Origin of the sequence: Bacteroides sp. GM023, from assembly GCF_014750685.1 — a bacterium.
Taxonomy (GTDB): domain Bacteria; phylum Bacteroidota; class Bacteroidia; order Bacteroidales; family Bacteroidaceae; genus Bacteroides.
In genome coordinates, this window is the sequence record NZ_JAAXGE010000009.1 from 341,137 (window position 1) to 365,728 (window position 24,592).

Consider the following 24,592-nt stretch of genomic DNA (forward strand, 5'->3'; position numbering starts at 1 on the left):
AAATGACTTCTGTTAACTTTCAACAATGGATTCAGCATCCTGAGACGCTGAATAGGGATACCTTGTACGAACTGCGCAATCTTCTTGCAAGATATCCGTATTTTCAGTCGCTCCGCTTGTTGTATCTCAAAAATCTGTATATTCTCCATGATATTAATTTCGGCGGGGAACTGCGGAAAGCCGTTCTTTACATTGCCGACCGGCGGAAGTTGTTTCAACTGATAGAAGGCAGCCGTTTCGATCTTCAGTCCCGGAAAAAGGGAGTGGCGCTGACGGAAGTGCTGAAAGATGAGCCATCCGTAGACCGCACACTGGCATTGATTGATGCTTTCCTGTCCACAGCTCCCGAAGAGGTGACCGCACAGACCGGATTTGACTATTCGATGGACTATACCTCTTATCTGCTCGAAGAGACTCCCGCTACGGACGAAGTAGCAGAGGAAACGCCCAAGCTGAAAGGCTTTGAACTGATTGACGACTTCATCGAAAAGAGCGAAAGCGACTCTCCTCTCTACATGAAACCTTTGCGGGAAGAAGCGGAAGCATCCGCTGTTCCTTCGAACGAAGCAAGTGCGGAAGAAGAGGAGGATGATAGCTGTTTTACAGAAACTTTGGCAAAAATCTATGTTAAACAGCAACGATATTCAAAAGCTCTTGAAATAATTAAAAAATTAAGCTTGAAATATCCAAAAAAAAATGCTTACTTTGCAGACCAAATCAGATTTTTGGAGAAATTGATTATTAACGCTAATTCAAAATAACTAAAGATGTACTTATTATTCGTTATCTTAATGGTGATTGCAGCCTTGTTAATGTGCTTCATCGTGTTGATTCAGAACTCAAAAGGGGGCGGACTTGCTTCCGGTTTTTCTTCATCTAACGCTATTATGGGCGTACGCAAAACTACAGATTTTCTGGAAAAAGCAACATGGGGTCTGGCTATCTTCATGGTTGTAATGAGCATTGCTACCGCTTATGTTGTTCCCCGTTCGGCTGTTGCTACAGACGCAGTGTTGGAACAAGCGCAGAAAGAACAACAGACTAACCCGTATAACTTACCCGCAGGTACGGCTGCGCCTCAATCTGAAGCTCCTGCTACTGCACCTGCTACAGAAACTCCGGCACCGGCTGCTGAAACTCCTGCTCCTGCAGCAGAGTAATTCACTCCGGACACTGTAAGACTATTTGGGTAAAACCATTTAAGAGAAGATGGGCTGAAGCCGCACTTCTCTGATATTTAAGTGCGGATTGCGCAGATTACACGGATTTTCAATGTTCCGCGTAATCAGTGTAATCCGCACTTAACTTTTTCTTGTAAAAACAATCTCTTTGTGATGAAAACAAACAAGATTTAACTACCTTTGTTGGCTGTATAAGATTATTAATCACTTTTTAAATATAACAATGACAGAACAATTGAAAAAGAAGTTGAATGACTCCGCAGTGCTACGCTGGAGTGTTCTAGCATTGGTCGCGTTTACTATGTTATGCGGCTATTTCCTCACCGACGTAATGTCTCCGCTAAAACCCATGCTCGAGAAAGAATTATTATGGGATAGCCTTGATTACGGTTTCTTCACAAGTGCTTACGGCTGGTTTAATGTATTCCTGGTGATGCTGATTTTGGGTGGTATCATCCTGGATAAGATGGGCGTCCGTTTCACCGGAATGGGAGCTTGTCTGTTGATGGTGCTGGGCTGCGGATTAAAATATTATGCGATTTCGACTACTTTCCCGGAAGGAGCTATGCTTTTCGGATTCAAGATGCAGGTCACTTTGGCGGCATTGGGATATGCGATCTTCGGCGTTGGTGTGGAGATTGCGGGTATCACTGTTTCCAAGATTATCGTGAAGTGGTTTAAAGGCAAGGAAATGGCATTGGCCATGGGGCTTGAAATGGCTACGGCACGTATCGGAACAACCCTGGCAATGGTGTTGACAGTACCTTTGGCAGACTTCTTCGGATATACGGACGAGAGCGGTGCGTTCCATACCAATATTCCTGCTCCGATTCTGTTTTGTCTGATTATGTTGTGTGTAGGTACGATTGCTTTCTTCATTTATACTTTCTATGATAAGAAGCTGGACGCGTCTTTGGATGCGGAAGGTTTGGAGCCGGAAGAACCGTTCCGCATGAAAGACATTGTTTATATTATCACGAATAAGGGATTTTGGCTGATTGCATTATTGTGTGTATTGTTCTATTCGGCAGTATTCCCGTTTATCAAGTATGCGGCGGATTTGATGGTGCAGAAATACAATGTAGATCCGAAGTTGGCGGGAACAATCCCCGGACTGTTGCCGATTGGCGCTATTATATTGACTCCGTTGTTCGGTTCGCTCTATGACCGTATCGGTAAGGGAGCTACGTTGATGGTGATTGGTTCTGTCATGTTGATTTTCGTACATACGATGTTTGCTTTGCCTATTTTGAATATATGGTGGTTTGCTACCATTATTATGATTATCCTGGGTTTTGCTTTCTCATTGGTACCTTCGGCTATGTGGCCTTCTGTTCCGAAGATTATCCCGGAAAAACAGTTGGGTACGGCTTATGCTCTGATATTTTGGGTACAGAACTGGGGATTGATGGGTGTACCTTTGTTGATTGGATGGGTGTTGAACTCTTATTGCAAAGGCCCGGTAGTAGACGGTGCACAAACTTATGACTATACGCTGCCGATGAGTATTTTTGCTCTCTTTGGTGTATTGGCTTTGATTGTTGCTTTGATGCTGAAAGCAGAGAACAAGAAGAAGGGTTACGGTTTGGAAGAAGCAAATATTCAGAAGTAACGGTTCGTATTTGCAAATAATCATTCGTATTTGAAATAATCAGTATTTATACTGGGATAAAAATAAAAAACTATGGCTGCCAAAGAGAAAATAAACCTGTTAGAGGTCATTCCCTGTCGCAGTGAACATATTACAGCAGAACGGGAAGGGGAGACAATTATGCTCTCCTTTCCCCGTTTTAAGTATTCGTGGATGCAACGCTTCCTTGTGCCAAAGGGGATGTCGAAAGACCATCATGTGCATTTGGAGGAACACGGTACGGCTGTATGGGAACTGATAGACGGAAAGCGCACGGTTCGTGAGATTATAGAAAAACTCGCAGACCATTTTCAGAATGAAGCGGGCTACGAGTCGCGTATATCTGCTTATCTTTTTCAGATGCAGAAAGATGGATTTATAAAGCTAATCACTATTATTTGATAAAGATTGCCCAAAGTATCACGGCAATCACAATCAGTACACCCATGATGATGAGTGTTCCCCATACGAAATAGTTGCTGTCTTTCTCCTTTTTCTTTTCGGAGTTTTTGATGATGCGTTCCATTTCTTCCGGGGTAGTGTCGGGCAGTGAGTAATGGTCGTTGGCCCGGTTCATATGCTTCAACTTCTGGCTGGTACGTTCGTGCCATAGGCGGGATGCTTCCCGCCCTTCGCTTAACCGGCGTATCATGTCGAGCATGTGTCCTTCACCGCCCATATTCTTTTCTTTTTAAAGGTTCTTTATTTGCCTTCTTCTCTGTCTACTTTAAGCAAGCCACCTGTATTCGGGTCGAAGTACACTTTGATAGTAGAGTTCTTGTTGAACAATACCGGAGCCAGGTATTCTATTATACCGAATTGAGTGACAGGAAGTTCACCCTCGTATAGTTTCTTCTTGCCATCGGTCAGGGTAACCAATGCTTGTCCGGGTACGTTGTAGGCAATTCCGTCCAGATCTTTCTTTTTCTTTCCGTCCTCTTGTGGCATCTTGACAGTCTTCAAGTCTTTCAGGCTGATATAGAACGGAGTTCCTGCCAGGTCATTGTTGGCAACCACACCCAGTTTCTTGGAGAAGCGGAAAGCCACTTCATTATTAAATTCCTTGTCAGGAGTGAGACGAACGGTGAATGTCTTTTCTTCCTTATCCTGTATGCCGGAGAACATTTTGGTCATGGCATCTTCCTGAACGTTCAGATTGTCGAGCATGATTTTAAGCTGTGCACCGTCTGACGGCATATTGTCTGCCTGTCCGCGTAATAAGGCATTTTTGCTTTCACGGATATTGTAGATTTCTTTGGCTACCAGTTCCGCCATCTTGGCGGTAGAGCTTGCCATCAGTATTTCCTCGGTCAAAAAGTCGCGGGGATTCGCGCTCTTTTGGAGAGCGGGAGTCGTTGAAGCGCTTTTCTGCGTGGAGTTGTTTTGGCTGTAAGGCACGTTGATAGATTTCACTATACCGTCTTCAGTCAATTCCATGAGAGGAGCTACGGTTTTATCTTTCAGCTTTACGAAGTAAGTAGCTTCGCTGTTCGGTACTCCTACTGATTTTACTTTTACGCCAGTCAGTTCCCAGTACACTTCGGGGTCGGCGGAGACATTGCTCAATCGCAGATAGCGGTCGGCATATTTGCTGAATTCACCCGGAGTATAGTTGACTTTATTGGCTTTTATCTCTAGTTCTATTTGAGTTTTGGGAAGGCTATATACGACTCCGTAGTCCTTTCCACGGGTAACGCCCGTCAGCACTTCGGTTTGTGCGTAAGCGGAAGTTGCCATAAGTAGGCCCGCTGCTATAATCAACTTTTTCATATTCGGTTCTCTTTTAACTGATTTTGAAAACAAAGTTAATGAAGTTATTGAAAAAACTGTAAGTTCTTAACTTTTATTCGCTTACGAGTCGCCAGGCTGTGGGCAGGCAGGTGATAATATCACTTGCTATCAGTCCGATCATTCCTTGCTTCTTTTGGGCGATATCTCCGGCTAATCCGTGGATGTAAGTACCTATTTTCGCAGCTTCTTCGGTGGGATAGCCTTGTGCCAGTAAAGCAAGGATAACCCCGGTCAGAACATCGCCGCTGCCACCGGTTGCCATTCCCGGATTTCCTGTCGGGTTGAAGTAGCATTTGCCTTCGGGAGTGATGATCGCGGAGTAAGCACCTTTCAGTATAATGTGGACATGTGCGGCACGAGCCAGTTCACAGGCTTTTATCAGGCGTTCGTAAGAATCCTGGCATTTGCCGGTCAGGCGTTCCAGTTCCTTCGGGTGAGGGGTGAGGATAGAGCCTTTCGGCAGATGTGTAAGTGTGTGGCGGTGGTTGGCAAGGATGTTCAGTGCGTCGGCATCCAGTACAACAGGAGTTTGGCAATGTTCGAGTTGCTCGATAAGGGCAGCTTCTGTTTCTTCATTCCGTCCGAGTCCCGGGCCGATGCCGACGGCTTGATAATCGTCGGTGTCGGTAGGTACGGCGAAGTAGTTTTCGCTGGCGTCAGTCTCTACTATGGCTTCGGGGGCGGAAGTTTGCAGAATGTCGTTGTTGCATATAGGTGCGTGCACGGTAAGCAATCCTACTCCGGAGCGGAGACATGCACGGGCTGCCAATACGGATGCTCCCGCCATTCCTTTTGAACCGGCTATCAGCAGTGCATGACCGAAATTCCCTTTATGGGCGAATTGTTTACGGGGTTTGATAAGCGAGCGGATTTCTTCAATCTCCAGCATTTCATAGTTTGTCTCCGTTTCTTCTATTCCTTCTTCGCTCAACTGAATGTCCAGTAATTCCCATTCGCCTACAAATTCAGTATTTTCTGCAAAAAGGAAAGCGAGTTTCGGCAGTTGCAGGCTGAAAGTAACGTCTGCGCGGATAATATTGCTTTTTACATTGAATGTATTTTCTTCTCCCATCAGTCCGGAAGGAATGTCAATGGCTACTACCATAGAGGGGGAAGAATTAATATATTTCACTACGGCCGCAAACCCACCGCTTAACGGCTTGTTCAATCCCGAACCGAATAATCCGTCAATCACTAAATGGTCGGGTGTCAGAACGGGCGGCACAAACTGTGTACTGATTTCATGGAATGTAACTTCTTCCATCATTTCCACCAATTCTTTATTTGTCTGGCAGTCAGGCGAAAGATCTCCTTTCGTATTAAAGAGATATACTTCCGTTTTATATCCTTTTTCAGCCATCATGCGGGCTACGGCAAGGGCGTCTCCGCCATTATTCCCCGGGCCGGCGAAGATAGTGACGGGTGTTTCCGTTCCCCATCTGTCCGTGATAGCTTTGGTTAGTACTGTTGCTGCACGTTCCATCAGGTCTATTGATGCAATCGGTTCGTGCTCAATGGTATAAGCGTCCAATTTCTTGATACTGCTACTTGGAAATATTTTCATTACAATGTTTTTTTAGTTTTCGACCCACAAATGTACATGATTCTTCTGACTTTTCCCGTTTGTTGTGGGAAGAAAACTTGTTAATCATAGTTGGATAGTGTGTGGGATATTGTTGGATAAGTTATTATCTGTCTATTGGCAGACTAATCATATCAAGAATAGTCTAAACAGTACGGAAATGAACTAACCGCGCTGAAAATAACTAAACACACAATAAAGTTGAATTCCTCTCTTCCACTTTTTTCACAGGGAGGTAATTATCTGTCTAATAGGTGTTCTCGGTGAAGAAACAAAGAGGAAACCTCTTCTTCACGGTCTTCACGCCTTCACACTTTCATAGTTTGTACCTTGATTGTTCGTAGACTTCGGCTCAGATATAGCAATTGTCATCGCCTTAAATAGTTTGCATAAAAGAAGCCAACTATCGTTGTCCACCTGGCTGACTTTTGTTGTCTAATTAGTCGACTCTAGTTGTCTATATAGACAACTAGAGTTGGCGATTAGTAACGGTTACTCTTCATTACTTGCATTTTACGGAAAAAATGTTATCTTTGTAAGTAGATAATGCGAATAACATTATTTTCCTATGCTCACAATGATTAAATCATAAATAATAGATTGTTTAATCTTCTAAAGTTTGCATTATGGAAAAGACAAGAATTGGCTTAAATGCAGGAAAAGTATGGCGCATCTTAAATGAAAAAGGTGAACTTTCAATGTTCGATTTGTGTCATGAGTTAGGTTTGACGTTTGAAGACGTAGCTCTTGCTATCGGTTGGCTGGCTAGAGAAAGCAAAATCTTTCTGAGAAAAAGAGAAGGAATGCTTCTTATTAGTATCGAGAACGTTGAATTTACTTTTGGCTAAAGTGATGCCTGATTTACATTTAAGGTGGAATTCCGCTTTATTATTTACGTTGTTGAAAACTTAATGAAGTGGATAAGTGGGATTTTTTGCATTTTTCTATAATATGCTTCTGTTCTGATAAGATTCTTCTTTTTTGCAGCTTGTTCACTTACTTTTTCCTACCTTTGCACCCCATAAACTACTAAAACACATAAATACATGAGTGCATTGAAAGGGCATCCGAAAGGCCTTTATCTGATTTTTGCGACAAGCACGGCAGAACGTTTCAGCTACTACGGAATGCGTGCAATCTTTATTCTCTTCCTGACACAGGCTTTATTGTTCGATAAAGAAGCGGCAGCATCTATTTACGGTAGCTATACCGGATTGGTTTATTTAACTCCGTTGATTGGCGGATATATTGCCGATAAATACTGGGGAATCCGCCGTTCCGTATTTTGGGGCGCAGTGATGATGGCTGCCGGACAGTTCCTTATGTTTATGAGTGCTTCTACGCTGAACAATACCGAACTGGCACATTGGCTCATGTACGGCGGACTTGGATTTCTGATTTTGGGCAACGGTTGTTTCAAGCCCACAGTCTCCTCTTTGGTGGGACAACTCTACGAACCGGGCGATAAACGACTGGACGCCGCTTATACCATTTTCTATATGGGCGTAAATGTCGGCTCTTTCGCAGCCCCCTTGATTTGCGGTTATTTAGGAGATACCGGCGACCCGCATGATTTTAAATGGGGATTCTTGGCAGCCGGAATCATGACACTCTTTACTGTTGTACTTTTCGAAACTCAAAAGAATAAATATCTTTTCTCTCCGTCCGGCGAACCAATCGGTATCATTCCCGATGCAAAACGAGAGAAGAAAGAAGATAAGGCGGAACACATCTCCCATCCGAAGATGGATAAACGGACAATCATGCGTAATAGCATTATCATTACTCTTCTGACCGCCTTCCTGCTCGTATTCTTTGGCTATATATTCAGCGGTGACTGGATTAGTATCGGAATTTTCACAGCTTGCATTGTTTTCCCGGTTCTTATTTTGCTGGACGGCTCGCTGACTAAGATAGAACGTAGCCGTATCTTCGTAATCTATATCGTAGCCTTCTTCGTCATATTCTTTTGGGCAGCCTATGAGCAGGCAGGAGCATCCTTAACGCTTTTTGCATCCGAGCAAACCAACCGCGATATTCTCGGCTGGGAAATGCCGGCTTCCTGGTTCCAGTCCTTCAATCCGCTTTTCGTGGTCGTATTGGCTTATATCATGCCGGGCGTATGGAGCTTCCTGAACAAACGAAAGATGGAACCGGCTTCTCCGACCAAACAAGCTATCGGTCTTTTACTGCTCTCTTTGGGATACCTTTTCATTTGCTTTGGAGTGAAAGATGCCATCCCCGGAGTAAAAGTAAGCATGATTTGGCTGACCGGGCTTTACTTCATTCATACGATGGGTGAAATCGCCCTGTCACCTATCGGACTATCTATGGTTAACAAATTGAGTCCGTTGCGTTTCGCATCCCTGATGATGGGAATTTGGTATCTCTCTACCGCCACAGCCAACAAATTTGCAGGTATGCTGAGCGGGCTTTATCCGGAAGATGGAAAGGTGAAAACAATCCTGGGTTATCAGATTGCAACGATGTATGACTTCTTCATGGTATTCGTCGTAATGTCGGGTGTCGCTTCACTTATTCTGTTCCTTCTTTCGAAGAAATTACAGAAGATGATGCACGGGGTAGAATAAAAAATTGTATTTTTGCGACAACTTTTTTAAAATTACCGGTTATGGATACCATTCAGATAAAAGACAAACTATTTACCGTTTCTATTAAGGAACAAGATATTCAGAAAGAAGTGATTCGCGTAGCGAACGAAATTAACCGCGATTTGGCAGGTAAGAATCCGCTTTTCCTTAGTGTGTTGAACGGTTCGTTCATGTTTACCGCCGATTTGTTGAAGCATATCACAATCCCCTGTGAAATCTCATTCGTCAAGTTGGCTTCTTATCAGGGTATCACTTCCACCGGAGTGATAAAGGAAGTAATCGGTCTGAATGAAGACATTGCCGGACGTACGGTTGTTATCGTAGAAGATATTGTGGATACGGGACTGACAATGCAACGCCTGTTGGATACACTGGGTACACGCAATCCCGCCGAAATCCATATCGCTTCTCTGTTGGTGAAACCGGAAAAACTAAAAGTAGCCTTGAATATTGAATATGTAGCGATGGAGATTCCGAATGACTTTATCGTAGGTTACGGACTGGACTATGACGGCTTCGGGCGTAATTATCCCGACATTTATACAGTAGTAGATTAAATTCAAATACAAATTAATTTTTAGGTAAAAAAGATGTTGAATATTGTAATTTTCGGTGCTCCGGGTTCAGGAAAAGGAACGCAGAGCGAACGTATTGTAGAAAAGTATGGAATCAATCACATCTCGACAGGAGATGTATTGCGTGCAGAAATCAAGAACGGCACAGAACTGGGTAAAACTGCTAAAGGTTATATCGACCAGGGACAACTGATTCCTGACGAATTGATGATTGATATTTTGGCAAGCGTATTTGATAGCTTCAAAGATAGCAAAGGTGTAATTTTCGACGGTTTTCCGAGAACAATTGCACAGGCAGAAGCATTAAAGAAAATGTTGGCTGAAAGAGGACAGGATGTTTCTGTTATGGTAGATCTGGATGTTCCTGAAGAAGAACTGATGGTGCGTCTTATCAAACGTGGCAAAGACTCCGGTCGTGCGGATGACAACGAAGAGACTATTAAAAAACGTCTGCATGTATATCATTCACAGACTGCTCCGCTGATCGACTGGTACAAGAACGAAGAGAAATACCAGCACATCAACGGCTCGGGTACTATGGAAGGTATCTTTGCAGAAATCTGCGAAGCAGTAGACAAATTGTAATAATAAACAGATAGGTCAGTGGCCGGAGTATCTTGCTTTGGCTACTGACTATTTTAACTCACTAAAAGAATATGGCTGAATCGAATTTTGTTGATTACGTAAAGATATACTGTCGCTCGGGTAAGGGCGGAAGAGGCTCTACGCACATGAGGCGCGAGAAATATTGTCCTAACGGAGGTCCCGACGGGGGCGATGGCGGAAGAGGAGGTCATATCATCCTGCGCGGTAACCGTAACTACTGGACATTGCTTCACCTGAAGTATGACCGTCACGCAATGGCAGGTCATGGCGAATCGGGAAGTAAAGGTCGCAGCTTCGGAAAAGACGGCGCGGATAAAATAATAGAAGTACCCTGCGGAACGGTAGTTTATAACGCCGAAACCGGAGAGTATCTTTGTGATGTGACGGAAGACGGACAGGAAGTGATTTTGCTCAAAGGCGGTCGTGGCGGTCAGGGCAACAGCCATTTCAAGACGGCAACCCGCCAGGCTCCGCGTTTTGCGCAGCCGGGGGAACCGATGCAGGAAATGACCGTTATCATGGAGTTGAAGCTGCTTGCCGATGTCGGCCTGGTAGGTTTCCCGAATGCGGGAAAGTCTACATTGCTTTCTTCCATTTCGGCGGCAAAACCGAAAATTGCCGATTATCCGTTTACTACTCTCGAACCGAATTTAGGTATCGTTTCCTATCACGGCGGAAAATCTTTCGTGATGGCGGATATACCGGGAATTATTGAGGGAGCCAGCCAGGGTAAAGGCTTGGGACTGCGTTTCCTGCGTCATATCGAACGCAACTCATTACTGCTGTTTATGGTTCCGGCAGACAGCGACGATATTCGTAAAGAATACGATATCCTGCTGAACGAACTGCGTACCTTCAATCCTGAAATGCTGGACAAACAACGTGTGCTGGCTATCACCAAGAGCGATATGCTCGACCAGGAATTGATGGACGAGATTGAACCGACATTGCCGGAAGGCATACCACATGTATTCATATCTTCTGTTTCCGGTTTGGGTATCTCCGAGTTGAAAGATATTCTGTGGGCGGAACTGAACAAGGAAAGCAACAAGATAGAAGCAATCGTTCACCGTCCGAAGGACGTGACCCGTCTGCAACAGGAACTCAAAGACATGGGCGAAGACGAAGACATTGACTATGAATATGACGAAGATGTGGACGATGACGACGACCTCGACTATGAATACGAAGAAGAAGATTGGGAAGATAAATGATTTCACTTACAAAATATAACGAGTTGAAGGGATATGAATCATTGGAAGCATATCCCGAAGTAGCTCATTTCGTCACTACACGTCACAAAGGTATCAGTACGGGAGCTTACAGCTCATTCAACTGTTCGCCTTATACCAATGACTCATGTATGAATGTCTATCGCAACCAGAGTTGGTTGTTTCAAATCATGAAGCATCAGATTAAGGAATTATTTATTCCGGAGCAGATGCATGGTTGCGCTAGTCTGGTAATCAGTGAATCTTTTTTTGAAGAATCATTGGAAATAAGACGGCACCTTCTGCGAGGAGTAGATGCATTGATTACCAATGTGCCGGGATATTGTGTTTGTGTCACGACTGCGGACTGCGTACCTGTATTGTTGTACGACAAGAAGTTACAGGTAGTAGCTGCCGTCCATGCCGGATGGAAAGGAACAGTGAAGCATATCGTTTCCAATGTAATGGAACACATGAAGGCGAAATTCGGGACGCAAGGCGAAGATGTGGTGGCCTGCATCGGTCCGAGTATTTCTCTCGAATCATTCGAAGTAGGCAATGAAGTCTACGAAGCTTTTAAAGAGAGCGGTTTCGATATGTCCCTAATTTCTGCAAAAAAGAAGAAAACAGGTAAATATCATATCGACCTGTGGGAAGCCAACCGGATGGAACTGCTTCATGCCGGAGTTCCTGCGGAACAAATCGAACTGTCCGGTATCTGCACCTATATTCATCATGATGAATTTTTCTCGGCACGCAGACTGGGTATTGATTCCGGTCGTATATTGTCGGGGATAATGATTAGAAAGTAATAATTGGCGTCCGCAACTTTATTTGGACGCTGATAATTGGTTTATGATAAGTTATGTTTGAAATAAAAGTATCTCAGGAAATAAAGAATGCGTGCCCGGTCTTTGCCGGAGCAGCCGTATATGCCGCAGTGAAGAACACTGCTTACTGCGAAGGTCTTTGGCAGGAAATCAATGCTTTCACCGCACAACTGACTTCTACTACACAGATGGAAGACATCAAACGCCAACCTGTGATTGCCGCCACCCGTGAAGCCTACAAGCGTTGCGGGAAAGATCCGGGGCGTTATCGTCCGTCGGCAGAAGCCTTGCGTCGTCGCCTGATGCGTGGGATTCCTTTATATCAGATTGATACATTAGTAGACCTTATCAATCTTGTTTCTCTCCGTACAGGTCACTCTATCGGTGGTTTCGATGCGGATAAGATACAAGGCACACATCTTGAACTCGGTATCGGCAAGGCGGAAGAACCCTTTGAAGGTATCGGACGCGGAGTATTGAATATCGAAGGATTGCCCGTATACCGTGACTCTTTTGGAGGAATCGGAACGCCAACGAGCGACCATGAACGCACGAAAATGGATCTCGGAACAACCCATATTCTCGCTATCGTCAACGGTTACAATGGAAAAGAAGGTTTGAAAGAAGCTGCTGAAATGATCCAGTCTTTATTAAAAGAGTATACGGAATCAGATGGCGGTGAACTTTTATTCTTCGAATAATCAGCTCTGTTTGAGTTGAAAAAAGAAAATATACATGAAAAACATATTAATCTTACTTACAGTTTTATTATTGCCTGTCGTTGCCAATGCGCAGAATAAATCTCCTTTCTCTGCCAGGGAGATAAAAGATGTCCGGGTACCCACTCCCGGATTATTTGCCAAAGGCAATCATATCTACTTGCATTTGGACTCTTTGCAAGAGCATGAATATGCTTTTCCTTTGCCCGGCGGCAAGGTGATTTCCGCCTACGGAACTCGTGGAGGACATTCGGGCACAGACATCAAAACTTGTGCAAAAGATACGATTCGTGCAGCTTTTGACGGAATAGTACGCATGGCTCAACCCTATTATGCGTATGGAAACCTGATTGTCGTCCGCCATCCCAACGGACTGGAAACTCTCTACAGCCATAACTTCAAGAACTTCGTCCAAAGCGGTGATACCGTGAAAGCCGGACAACCCATCGGACTGACAGGGCGTACAGGCCGTGCCACTACCGAGCACGTACACTTTGAAACCCGTATCAACGGGCAGCACTTCAATCCGAATCTGATTTTTAATCTAAAAGAAGGTACATTGCGGAAAGGATGCATTAAATGTACAAAAAACGGGAATGGGATTATTGTAAAGCCGCAGGCTGATAACCGCGTCGCCCGAAATACTCAGACTCATTAAAACAAGTTCTAATTGAGGGACTCCCATATCCCCCAAAGAACAATCAGAAGTTCTATCCGGGATTTGATATGGCGGATAGCTTTGTAAATATGTGCTTCCACTGTCTTTTCACTGATATTCATTAATTGCGCAATCTCCTTATAGCTAAGATTTTCTTTCCTGCTCAATATAAATATTTCCTGTTGCTTCGGTGGAAGTTCCGCTATTATTTTATCAATATATTTATTCAATTCTTTGGCTTGCAGTTCTTCTTCTATATTGCAGGAGTCAATGCTTAAGTGGGCGTAAGCGCTTAAAACGGATGTCTTATAGAAGTTTTCATTGAAAGCCTTTTTTTGGCGGTTGAAGATAAGATTGCGGGTAACGATGAACAGATATCCCTTGAGATTATCATTCTCCCTCAAGAAAGAACGCGTCTCCCATAGTTTGATAAATACTTCCTGCACTATTTCTTTAATATCCTCGGATGAATTGATATATAGCCTGCTAAAATTATAAACCTGCCCGCAATATACCCTATACAGGTACTCGAAAGCTTCATGGTTATCTGATTTTAGCAATACTATGGCTTCTTGGTCATTCATCTTTTTGATTTAACGGAGATTTCAGAAGCGAAGATATGAAGAATAATTCAAAAACGACACCTTTCAAAAAAAAAATAAAAAAAGGCAGATTCGGACTAAGGGATAGATACGACTTAAATGTATTTACGATATGTCTTTAAAAAAGGCATATGATTGATTTAATTTTTAGAGAAAAATTGAGTTCTGCAGAAACTCCATGAAAAAAAACTTTGTATTAATTTTAAATTGTAATTATGAAAACAAGTACATGCGGCAGATGGTATTTAAGGCTTATCGTGCTACTGGTCTTATTTTTTCCCTTGACATTGAGCGCAGCTCAAGGGAGAGTGGCAGTGAAAGGACAGTCGATAACTTTGAAGCAAGCCATTAAGATTATTGAAGCAAATTCAAAATTTAAATTCTTTTTCAATCCGAGTGATCTTGATGCATTGCCCGGCAGAGATTTAGACTGTGAAGGAGAAATCGCTGAAGTTTTGAAAGAGGTATTCGCCAATAGCGGGGTTACGTATGTCATTATGGAGAATGACATCATTCTGAAGTTGGAAAAGAATAAAGCCGGTTCACAGCAAAAGAAGGTCGAGATTATCGGCGGTGTAGTAGACGGAAGGACAGGAGAGTCTGTGGTCGGAGCTACGGTGCAGGTGAAGGGGGCGGCCAGTGGCGTCATCACGGATATAAACGGAAAGTTTACAATCAAGGCGTCTCCCGGAGATATACTGGCTATTTCCTATATCGGTTATGAGACGAAAGAAGTGAAAGTCGTTAGTGGTAAAGTGCTTGTTGTAGAACTTGTGGAAGATACCAAACAACTGGAAGAAGTAGTCGTGACAGCTTACGGTAGCGGACAAAAGAAAGCCAGTATGGTAGGTTCCGTGCAGGCGATTCGTCCTGCGGAATTGCAAGTGCCTTCAGCTTCTCTTTCCAATTCATTTGCCGGACGTTTGGCGGGTGTGATTGCGGTTCAGCGTTCCGGACAACCGGGAGCCGATGGTTCCGACTTCTATATCCGCGGTATCTCTACGATGAATGGAGCTACCAATCCGCTGATTATCCTGGACGGGGTGGAAATCTCTTCGGGCGACCTGGACAACCTCGATCCCGAGATTATCGACGGCTTCTCTATCTTGAAAGATGCAACGGCTACGGCCATGTATGGTACGCGTGGAGCCAATGGGGTTATGATTATCACGACGAAATCGGGACGTAATATAGACAAACCGATTATTAATTTCCGCGTGGAAGGACAGATTACGGCTCCTACCAGCAAACCGAAATTCGTGAACGGTGCCACTTATATGGATTTATTTAATGAATCTTTGTTGAATAGCGGTTCGACGGAAGCTGCTTATACACCCGAAGAGATAGCAGGAACCCGTTCCGGTCTGAATCCATATGCTTATCCGAGTGTCAACTGGTATGACGAACTTTTTAAGGATCAGTCATTCAATCAGAATTTTAATGTTAATATTCGCGGAGGTGGAAGACGTGTGGACTATTTCTCCAGTGTGACCGTCAACCATGAAACGGGTATGATAAAGAACCGTTCAAAGGATTTCTTTTCTTACAATAACAACATTAATGTGATGCGTTATTCATTTCAGAATAACATTAATGCATATTTGAGTAAGGATTCCCGCCTTTCTTTACGTTTGAACGTACAGTTGAGAAAGACGAAACAACCTAATATCAGTGTGGGTGATTTGTTTGCGGGAGCCATCAATACCAGTCCGGTAGAAGCGCCGGTTTATTTCCCGAGTGATGGTGTTACTACACACATCAAATGGGGTGTCAACGACCGCTTGAAACCGGGACAACAACAGAACCCTGTTGCGCAACTGGCATCCGGCTATCAGGATAACTTCCGCAGTACGGTAGTAGCTGCATTGGAATTTGAACAGAAGCTGAATTTCATTACCGAAGGACTTCGATTCAAGGCATTGGCTTCTTTCAAAAACTGGTCGAGCACGACTAACAGTGCCGCGGCGGGTTGGAATAAATATCATTTGCAGGATTTCTCAGTAGATGATAGTGGTTTCTACTCTTTTGTAACCCGGCTTCAGAATGAAAGCGGGGGAGAAGTGTCTACAGATTTGAAGCCGGGCGTAACCAATTCCGGTGACCGTCGTTTCTATTTCCAGGGTATCATGGATTATAACCGGACTTTTGGAAAGCATGATGTGAACGCCATGTTTATTTATAATCAGGATGAAGTAGTCACCCAGTTGTTCAGCGGTGACCTGATTGCCGCGCTTCCGAAGCGTAAACAAGGTATTGCAGCCCGTTTCTCCTACGCTTTTGACGGAAAATATCTGGCAGAAGTGAATATGGGATACAACGGTTCTGAAAACTTTGCCAAGGGACACCGCTGGGGATTCTTCCCCTCTGTCGCTGTGGGATATAATATCAGCGAAGAAGAATTCTTCAAACCTCTGAAGAATGTCTTTTCAAACCTGAAAGTCCGTGCTTCGTGGGGACTTGTGGGTAATGATAACATTGGTGGTGCCCGCTTCGTGTATTTGCCGGTTGTCAATTTAGGTGGTGCCGGATATACTACAGGACTGGACGGAAATGTGACTTATAAAGGTCCGGTCTATTCACGTTACGGTAATCCTGAAGTGACATGGGAAGTCGGTAAAAAAGTCAATATAGGTTTGGACTTGCAGTTGTTCAACTCTCTGAACCTGACTATGGATTATTTCCATGAAGACCGCACAGACATTTTCCAGCAGAGAGGAACAATCCCTCAATACTTGGGTACTGCCGGAACACAGGTATTCGGGAATCTGGCGGCAATGAAGAACCGGGGTTTTGATTTTGCGGCAGATTTCAATAAGAAAATTGGGAAAGATTGGTTTATCAGTTTCAAGGGTACTTTCACGTATGCTCATAATGAGATTACGGAATATGATGAATCACCCAAATATGCTTTCCAATCCAGTATCGGACAGAGCGCGAATATTCCTAAGATTATGATTTCCGACGGTCTTTTCGTAAACCAGGATGAAGTGACCAATGCCAACCAGCAGATTGGCGGCAACCTGAGCGCTGGTGATATCAAGTATGTGAATGTCTCCAAACTACACGGTTATGACGACGACATCGTCGATATATCCGACTGGGTATGGGCGAAACATCCGACAGTCCCGGAAATAGTCTACGGCTTCGGCCCCTCTATCCGTTGGAAGAACCTTGATTTCTCTTTCTTCTTCCAGGGAGTTGCCAATGTGTCATTGGTGATGAGTGATTTCCACCCGTTCGGCGATAACAGCCTGCGCAATGTATTGACTTGGATTGCTGACGACCACTGGTCTTCGGAAAATCAGAACCCTAACGCTTCTTATCCGCGCCTGACCAGAGATACAAGCGTGAACAATACGAAAGCATCTGACTATTGGCTGCGCAACGCTTCATTTATTAAACTGAAAAATGCGGAGATTGGCTATACATACAAGAATATGCGTTTCTATGTCAGTGGAATGAATCTGGCTACTTTCTCTCCCTTCAAACATTGGGATCCCGAACAGGGAGGAGGTAATGGCTTGAAATATCCTACGCAACGCGTTTTCAATTTCGGCTTCCAAATGACTATAAATAATAACCGCTAATTTGAATAATGATGAAAAAGATATATAATTTATTGTTATCAGTAGTGTTCGTGAGTTTCTTCCTCGGTTCGTGCGATTATCTTGATATTGCGCCGAATGAAACTGCAACAGAAGAAGATGCATTTGCTTCCGAACAGGCTGCATTGAATTATTTGTATTCCTGCTATTCCTTTATGCCTGCTTATCAGAATTCCCATACTTTCATCGGGTACGCGGGTGATGAAATAGTGAGCTGTTTCAATGGCGAACCTATCAAATTATATTTTCAGGGTGGATACACTTCCGGCAATATAGGTAATGTGGATGCGACATACAGTAATATGTATAAAGGAATCCGCCAGTGTTATCTGCTGAAAAAGAATATCGCTTCAGTACCCGGATTGAGTGAAGATAAAATCAATGATTATGCCAATCAGGCGGATTTTCTGATCGCTTATTATCACTCCGTATTGATGCAACATTACGGCCCGGTTATCCTGGTGAAAGAGCTCCCGGATATGAATACGTCTTATGAGAAAATGTTACCCCGTTCTCCGTATGACGAATGTGTGGACTGGGTGGCCGAGCAATTCAGAATCGTGTCGGAAAAGTTACCGACCGAGCGTACCGGTTCTTCTTACGGACTGGCTACAAGTGTGGCAGCCAAAGCGTTGAGAGCAAGATTGTTGCTTTATGCCGCTTCCCCCTTGTTCAATGGAAATTCAGAATATTATAGTGATTTTGTCAACCATGACGGTACTTTGCTGATGTCGCAGACTTACAGTAAAGAGAAGTACAAAGTGGCTGCCGACGCGGCACTGGAAGCAATCAACTTTGCGGAAAGTCATGGATATAGATTGTATTATGCTGAAGATGACGCTATCGGAACAACGACTTATCCTTACCCGGCGGACAAGACCCAGAGACAACTCCGCCTTACTTATGTCGACAAGAATGGAAGTAAAGAAGTGCTTTGGGCAAATACACGCCTGGAAGAGATGTATAGCATACAGAATAAATCAATACCTTTCCTCTCCTTCGGCGGTGGTTATGGTCCTTCGATCACGATGCTGGAGCGATTTTATACAGAAAACGGGCTTCCGATAGAGCAGGATCCGGATTATGAATACGATAAACGTTTTGAGACAACCACATTGAATGATGATATACGCGGAGAAGGAATTACCTTGAAGTTGAATGCTCATCGTGAACCGCGTTTCTATGCTTGGATATCTTTCCACAACGGTTTTTATGAATGTCAGACAGAGAAGACAGTAGCCAACGGTACGGCAGGAACTACTTACCAGGTGGCTATGGATCGTTCGAACGGTAAAGGATTAAGATGGCTCACGCAGTACAAAAAGACTGATAACAGTGGAAAAGTAAACAGGGGAAACAACTTTTCTCCGACCGGTTACTTAAATAAGAAAGGTGTTCATCCGGGTGCTGCGGCACGCAAGTCGGACAATACCCCTTCATTGAGGTATCCGTTGCCTATCATTCGTTTGGGTGAACTCTATCTTGACTATGCGGAAGCATGCGTCGGATATGGTGAAGCCGATTATGTATCCGAAGGTATGAAGAAACTGAATGTCATTCGCGGGCGTGCCGGTGTTGATCCTGTATTGACAGCGTGGGCGAAAGCGAAAGACCCGTTGACGGATTATTCTTCAACAGGTATCGACGGACGTCTGATGCAAATAGTCCGCCAGGAACGGATGATTGAACTGTATATGGAAACTCATAATTTCTGGGATCTTCGCCGTTGGAAGTTAGGAGCAAAATATTTTGGCGTATATCCGAAAGGATTGAATGTTGAGGCCACTACTAATGACGAATTCTTCAAAGTGATAACAATGACCAGTCATATTCGTGAATTCCGTACTCCGGCGAATTATTTAATGCCTATTCCAGTCGACCAGGTAAGTAATAATCCGCAAATGGTACAGAATCCCGGTTATTAGTGAAAAGTAAAAAGCAGAACCTGTTTTAAAGTTTTTTGGGAAATGGGTTCTGCTTGTATTACTCTGTAAATGTCTTATTTTTGGAAATTTATATTTATCTTCGTTGCGAATTTATCAATAAATATAATATGGAGAATAAAATAAGGGCTTTTGGATAAGGGAGACCTTGGACTTAATTGTATTTATTATGTAACGAATTCTATTTTGTAATAATGAATAAACAAAACATTTTTTTATCGGGAATTACTGCTATGGCAGCATTGCCTTCTTTTGCACAGAACACGGCAGTAACAGAGAAACCGATGAACATATTGTACATAATGTGTGACGACCATTCGTATCAGACTATCAGTGCATATGATCATCGTTTTATAGAAACTCCTAATATTGATAGAATAGGTAACGAGGGAGTTGTTTTTACCAATAGCTTTGTAGCCAATTCTATTAGCGGTCCCAGCCGTGCCTGTATGCTGACAGGAAAACACAGTCACAAAAATGGTTTTATAGATAATGCGCACCGGTTTGACGGAAGTCAGCAGACTTTTCCTAAGCTGTTGCAGAAAGCAGGTTATCAGACGGCAGTGGTCGGCAAATGGCATCTGACCTCTAATCCCACAGGCTTTGATTACTGGAATATTCTTATCGGTCAGGGAGATTATTACAATCCTTACTTTATAGACAATGGCAAGAAAGTGCAGAAAGAAGGATATGCCACTAATATAGTTACCAACCTGGCCTTGGAATGGCTGGAGAATAAACGGGACAATGAAAAACCTTTCTGTCTGTTATTGCATCATAAAGCTCCGCACCGTACCTGGATGCCCGATACTTGTGATTTGGGAGCATTCGATCATGTGAAATTCCCGCTGCCCGAAAATTTCTATGATAAGTATGAAGGCCGTGTAGCCGCATCCGAACAGGAAATGAGCATCTTTAAAGACATGGATCTCGTCTATGACTTGAAAATGGCGGATAAAGAAAATGAGATTCATACAAAGACCGGACTTGAGAAAGGCGGCCGTCATATGTACAATCGTCTGAATCCACAGCAAAAAGCTGCCTGGGATGCCTATTATGATCCGATTATCAAAGATTTCAAGTCCCGCAATCTGAAAGGAAAAGAACTGGCAGAATGGAAATACCAACGTTATATGCACGATTATCTGAGTGTGATTCGTTCGGTAGACCGTAATGTAGGTCAGGTTTTAAAGTATTTGGAAGAAAAAGGGCTTTTGGAAAATACATTGGTCGTTTATACTTCCGACCAGGGCTTTTATATGGGAGAGCATGGATGGTTTGACAAACGTTTTATGTATGAAGAATCATTCCGTACACCTTTGCTGGCACGCCTGCCTCATGGAAAAAAAGGACATGTAGCGCAAATGGTGCAGAATATTGATTATGCTTCTACTTTCCTGGAACTGGCGGGAGTTGAAATCCCCGGAGATATTCAGGGAGTATCCTTATTGCCTTTGTTGAAAGGGGAACGTCCGAAGGACTGGCGCAAATCATTGTATTATCATTTTTATGAATATCCCGCTGAACATGCAGTCAAACGCCATTATGGGGTACGCACTGAACGTTATAAACTGATTCATTTTTATAATGATATTGATGTTTGGGAATTGTATGATTTGAAAAAAGATCCGGGTGAAATGCATAACTTATTCGGAAAGCCGGGATATGATAAGATAACAGCGAAGCTGAAAAAAGAATTAGTAAAACTTCAGACTCAATATGATGACCCTATTGAGTCACAATTAAAAAAATAAAACCTTATGGACGCCAAAGAGTTTATACAAATCGTAAAGAAGATGTTTTCCAAAGGGCTTACCCCTGTGGAAAAGACCAAACTGGCCGATGAGGGACCTGTGTATCGTTTATTACTGAAACAATGGGATAAATTCTTTGGCACTTCTATCGAAAACAAAGAAGTCGAGGAGGAGATTTGGAGTAATATCACAGATGTCTGTTGGAATCATAAGCCAGTGAAAAAGAGGGGAAGATATACATTGATTTTGAACCTCCTGACCGCTGCGGCGTGTGTTCTGCTTGTGGTGGGCACATGGGCTCTTATCAATTCCAGATATTCTTTTGATACGATTGTTCTCGGACCGACCGATGAACGTATGGCATATACTCTTCCTGATAGTTCCGTTGTGTGGCTTACAGCAGGGAGTACGCTTTCCTATCAGGAGAATTTCTTGAAGGAACGTAAGGTAGATTTGGTCGGAGAGTCTTCTTTTGATGTCAGGAAAATGATGGATGGCAATCCTTTCAGAGTCTTTTTTAAAGATGCCGTAGTTGAGGTTAAAGGGACTGAATTCAATATAAAATCTGACAATGAAGTGGCGGAAGTTACTCTCTTTGAAGGAAAAATAGATTTTCAAGTCAAAGGACAGGAGGCGATAGAGGTGAATCCTGCACAGCGTATCATCTATCATTTTGATACCAAAAAGATGGAAAGCGAGATGTTGGATATTGAGGACTATGACTGGCGAACGGGAGGATATAACTTCACGAATAAGCCGCTTGGAGAATTAATTAATTTGATAAATAAAAAGTATCATACAAAAGTTTGCTTTGCCAATAAAAAGAATAGAGAGCATCTGTTTACAGGAACCATTCGTAAAGATGAAGAATTGGAAAGGGTATTGCGGAAAATCTGTATTAGTTTTAGTTTGGAGACAAAGCAGGACAAAGATACTATCGTTTTATATTAAGAATTAATTCCCCCATTGATATATACTATATTATGAAGAAAAGCAAGATTTATTTCGTAGGAGCCTTTCTCCTCTGTGTTACCGGTGCTTTCGCACAAGAATTAAGTTTGCAACCTGCCCCCCAGCAAGTCGTTGCACGCGAGAACAAAGTCAATTTACCTTCCACCTATCTGCTGACCGGTGAAAAAGAAGCTAATCCTCATGCAGTGAAAGTCCTGCAAGAATTACTTTCGGACAAACAGAGCGGCAAGAATGGAATCCGTATTTATATCGGCGAAAAAGACGATAAGAGTGTGCGTAAATACAAGAATCTGATTCCCAAACACGATGAAGGATACTATCTTGCCATTAATGAGAAGGAAATTGTCCTGGCAGGAAATGACGAACGGGGCACCTACTATGCCTTGCAGACTTTTGCCCAACTATTGAAAGACGGAAAGCTGGCAGAAATAGAAATAAAGGATTATCCTTCCATCCGTTATCGTGGTGTAGTAGAAGGATTCTATGGAACTCCCTGGAGCCATCAGGCGCGTCTTCGCCAATTGAAGTTTTATGGAGAGAATAAGATGAATACTTATATATACGGCCCGAAAGATGATCCGTATCATAGTGCTCCAAACTGGCGTCTGCCTTATCCAGAGAAAGAAGCTGTGCAGTTGCAGGAACTGGTAAAAGTAGCCGGCGAGAACGAAGTCGACTTTGTATGGGCTATCCATCCGGGACAGGACATCAAATGGAATCAGGAAGACCGGGATTTACTACTTGCCAAGTTTGAGAAGATGTATCAGCTTGGTGTACGTTCGTTTGCCGTATTCTTTGATGACATTTCAGGTGAAGGGACGAATCCTCAGAAACAAGCGGAACTACTGAATTATATTGATGATAATTTCGTGAAAGTAAAGTCGGATGTGACTCCCCTTATCATGTGTCCTACGGAATATAATAAAAGTTGGTCTAACCCGAAAGGCAACTATCTCACTACACTTGGTGAGAAACTGAATCCTTCCGTCCAAATAATGTGGACAGGCGACCGTGTCGTTTCGGATATTACCCGTGACGGCATCAACTGGATTAACGAGCGTATCAAACGTCCGGCCTATATTTGGTGGAACTTCCCCGTATCCGATTATGTACGCGATCATTTGTTGCTCGGACAAGTTTACGGCAATGATACTACCATAGCCAACGAGATGGCGGGATTTGTCACCAATCCGATGGAACATGCGGAAGCGTCGAAGATTGCCATTTTCAGTGTAGCAAGTTACGCATGGAATCCAACTAAATACGATACGTGGAAAACATGGAAAGACGCTATCCGTAATATCCTGCCCGGAGCGGCTGCCGAACTGGAGTGTTTTGCTATGCACAATTCCGACCTGGGACCCAATGGACATGGCTACCGCCGGGAAGAATCTATGGATATCCAACCGACTGTGGAACGTTTCATCAAGAGCTACGTCAAAGACGGCAGTTATGAAAAGGCTGATTTTGAAACCTTGCAGAATACGTTTGAACGTATGGAAGAAGCAAGCGATATTCTGCTTACAAATACAGAGAACGAACCGCTTATTAAAGAAATGACTCCCTGGCTGTATCAGTTCAAACTAATGGGAGAACTAGGCGAAGAAGTCTTGAAGCTGGTAGTAGCCCAACAACAAGATTCACAATCTTATTTTTTACGGAAATATAATCGTGTCAAATCTTTGCAGCAGCAAATGTTCCATACCGATCAGAATTACAATCAGAATCCTTATCAGCCGGGTGTGAAGGTCGCTTCAAAGATTATCAAACCGTTGATTGACGAAATGTTTGTAACAGCAGTGAGTCGCTATAATCAAAAGACCGGAAGCCAACTGGATGCTATTACAAATTATATGCCTCATAAGTTGGTCAGCAATGTGGAACAGATAAAGAATCTGCCATTGCAGGTTAAAGCCAGCCGGATACTTATCTCGCCGTCCAATGAAGTGGTGAAATGGGCAGCCGGAAATGTAGTGGAGATAGAACTGGATAATGTTTATCCCGGACAAAGTATCGACATTAACTTCGGTAAAAAAGAACCTTGTACATGGGGACGTTTTGAAATTTCTGCAGATGGCAAGGAATGGAAAGCAATAGAATTAGCACAGAAGGATGCCCGCCTGACTGCGAATCTACAAAAAACTCCTGTCAAGTTTATCCGGTTTACTAATATCAGCAATGAAGAACAACAAGTCTATTTGCGCCAGTTTGTTCTGACTGTTGAAAAGAAATAATTCTGTTATACAGGGATTTTGATAGATAAGAGAATCTCATAAATAAAGAAACTAGATAATAGAAAGCTGTGTCCGGTCTTGAAAAGG

At 43.3% G+C, this 24,592-nt stretch carries 21 protein-coding genes; 17 read left to right on the forward strand and 4 right to left on the reverse strand.

Annotated elements, in window-relative coordinates; genetic code table 11:
• The first annotated feature begins 2 nt into the window (after positions 1–2).
• The 4 genes from HC965_RS19490 to HC965_RS19505 all read left to right on the forward strand — a co-directional run bounded on the left by HC965_RS19490 (position 3) and on the right by HC965_RS19505 (position 3,213).
• Entirely contained in the window at positions 3–761 is a 759-nt protein-coding gene (locus HC965_RS19490) for a tetratricopeptide repeat protein (protein ID WP_191033016.1), read from the forward strand.
• Between the two features lie 6 nt (positions 762–767).
• Positions 768–1,160: a preprotein translocase subunit SecG gene (gene secG / locus HC965_RS19495; protein WP_191033017.1), complete on the forward strand. Its 393-nt coding sequence runs from the start codon at positions 768–770 to the stop codon at positions 1,158–1,160.
• 244 nt (positions 1,161–1,404) lie between these two features.
• Entirely contained in the window at positions 1,405–2,793 is a 1,389-nt protein-coding gene (locus HC965_RS19500) for an MFS transporter (protein ID WP_191033018.1), read from the forward strand.
• 72 nt (positions 2,794–2,865) lie between these two features.
• The gene (locus tag HC965_RS19505; RefSeq protein ID WP_191033019.1) at positions 2,866–3,213 is read left to right on the forward strand and encodes a PqqD family protein; all 348 of its coding nucleotides are present in this window, start codon (positions 2,866–2,868) and stop codon (positions 3,211–3,213) included.
• Here HC965_RS19505 and HC965_RS19510 read toward each other — a convergent pair.
• The 3 genes from HC965_RS19510 to HC965_RS19520 form a co-directional block, all read right to left on the reverse strand.
• Entirely contained in the window at positions 3,206–3,490 is a 285-nt protein-coding gene (locus HC965_RS19510) for a hypothetical protein (protein WP_191033020.1), read from the reverse strand. The genes HC965_RS19505 and HC965_RS19510 overlap by 8 nt on opposite strands.
• A gap of 23 nt (positions 3,491–3,513) precedes the next feature.
• The gene (locus HC965_RS19515) at positions 3,514–4,581 is read right to left on the reverse strand and encodes a DUF4831 family protein (RefSeq protein WP_191033021.1); all 1,068 of its coding nucleotides are present in this window, start codon (positions 4,579–4,581) and stop codon (positions 3,514–3,516) included.
• A gap of 73 nt (positions 4,582–4,654) precedes the next feature.
• Positions 4,655–6,166: an NAD(P)H-hydrate dehydratase gene (locus HC965_RS19520; protein WP_191033022.1), complete on the reverse strand. Its 1,512-nt coding sequence runs from the start codon at positions 6,164–6,166 to the stop codon at positions 4,655–4,657.
• 641 nt (positions 6,167–6,807) lie between these two features.
• Between HC965_RS19520 and HC965_RS19525 the strand changes: the two genes are divergently transcribed.
• The 8 genes from HC965_RS19525 (at position 6,808) to HC965_RS19560 (ending at position 13,395) form a co-directional block, all read left to right on the forward strand.
• Positions 6,808–7,032, forward strand: coding sequence for a winged helix-turn-helix domain-containing protein (locus HC965_RS19525; RefSeq protein WP_191033166.1), 225 nt, complete (start codon positions 6,808–6,810; stop codon positions 7,030–7,032).
• Positions 7,033–7,230: 198 nt separating this feature from the next.
• The gene (locus HC965_RS19530) at positions 7,231–8,775 is read left to right on the forward strand and encodes a peptide MFS transporter (RefSeq protein ID WP_191033023.1); all 1,545 of its coding nucleotides are present in this window, start codon (positions 7,231–7,233) and stop codon (positions 8,773–8,775) included.
• 41 nt (positions 8,776–8,816) lie between these two features.
• Complete coding sequence (gene hpt / locus HC965_RS19535; RefSeq protein ID WP_191033024.1) at positions 8,817–9,353, forward strand: hypoxanthine phosphoribosyltransferase; 537 nt, start codon at positions 8,817–8,819, stop codon at positions 9,351–9,353.
• Between the two features lie 33 nt (positions 9,354–9,386).
• Positions 9,387–9,956 carry an adenylate kinase gene (locus HC965_RS19540; RefSeq protein WP_191033025.1) on the forward strand — a complete coding sequence of 190 codons (570 nt, stop codon included), beginning with the start codon at positions 9,387–9,389 and terminating at the stop codon, positions 9,954–9,956.
• A gap of 71 nt (positions 9,957–10,027) precedes the next feature.
• Positions 10,028–11,191, forward strand: coding sequence for a GTPase ObgE (gene obgE, locus HC965_RS19545; RefSeq protein WP_191033026.1), 1,164 nt, complete (start codon positions 10,028–10,030; stop codon positions 11,189–11,191).
• Positions 11,188–12,000, forward strand: coding sequence for a peptidoglycan editing factor PgeF (pgeF, locus tag HC965_RS19550; protein WP_191033027.1), 813 nt, complete (start codon positions 11,188–11,190; stop codon positions 11,998–12,000). The genes obgE and pgeF overlap by 4 nt, the downstream gene beginning before the upstream one ends.
• Before the next feature lie 53 nt (positions 12,001–12,053).
• Complete coding sequence (locus HC965_RS19555; protein WP_191033028.1) at positions 12,054–12,719, forward strand: B3/4 domain-containing protein; 666 nt, start codon at positions 12,054–12,056, stop codon at positions 12,717–12,719.
• Positions 12,720–12,753: 34 nt separating this feature from the next.
• Positions 12,754–13,395 carry a M23 family metallopeptidase gene (locus tag HC965_RS19560; RefSeq protein ID WP_191033029.1) on the forward strand — a complete coding sequence of 214 codons (642 nt, stop codon included), beginning with the start codon at positions 12,754–12,756 and terminating at the stop codon, positions 13,393–13,395.
• 8 nt (positions 13,396–13,403) lie between these two features.
• On the opposite strand, the gene HC965_RS19565 is transcribed toward HC965_RS19560, so the two are convergent.
• Positions 13,404–13,979, reverse strand: a complete 576-nt coding sequence (locus HC965_RS19565) for an RNA polymerase sigma-70 factor (protein ID WP_191033030.1) — start codon at positions 13,977–13,979, stop codon at positions 13,404–13,406.
• Between the two features lie 233 nt (positions 13,980–14,212).
• On the opposite strand from HC965_RS19565, the gene HC965_RS19570 reads away from it, so the two are divergent.
• The 5 genes from HC965_RS19570 (at position 14,213) to HC965_RS19590 (ending at position 24,505) form a co-directional block, all read left to right on the forward strand.
• The gene (locus HC965_RS19570; protein WP_191033031.1) at positions 14,213–17,584 is read left to right on the forward strand and encodes a TonB-dependent receptor; all 3,372 of its coding nucleotides are present in this window, start codon (positions 14,213–14,215) and stop codon (positions 17,582–17,584) included.
• Positions 17,585–17,595: 11 nt separating this feature from the next.
• Positions 17,596–19,527, forward strand: coding sequence for a RagB/SusD family nutrient uptake outer membrane protein (locus HC965_RS19575; protein ID WP_191033032.1), 1,932 nt, complete (start codon positions 17,596–17,598; stop codon positions 19,525–19,527).
• A 251-nt stretch (positions 19,528–19,778) separates the two neighbouring features.
• Positions 19,779–21,299 (forward strand): sulfatase, encoded by a 1,521-nt coding sequence (locus HC965_RS19580; RefSeq protein WP_223854960.1) that lies wholly within the window; start codon positions 19,779–19,781, stop codon positions 21,297–21,299.
• 6 nt (positions 21,300–21,305) lie between these two features.
• Positions 21,306–22,250 (forward strand): FecR family protein, encoded by a 945-nt coding sequence (locus HC965_RS19585; protein WP_191033034.1) that lies wholly within the window; start codon positions 21,306–21,308, stop codon positions 22,248–22,250.
• A 32-nt stretch (positions 22,251–22,282) separates the two neighbouring features.
• Positions 22,283–24,505, forward strand: a complete 2,223-nt coding sequence (locus tag HC965_RS19590; protein WP_191033035.1) for a beta-N-acetylglucosaminidase — start codon at positions 22,283–22,285, stop codon at positions 24,503–24,505.
• The last annotated feature ends 87 nt before the right edge of the window (positions 24,506–24,592 follow it).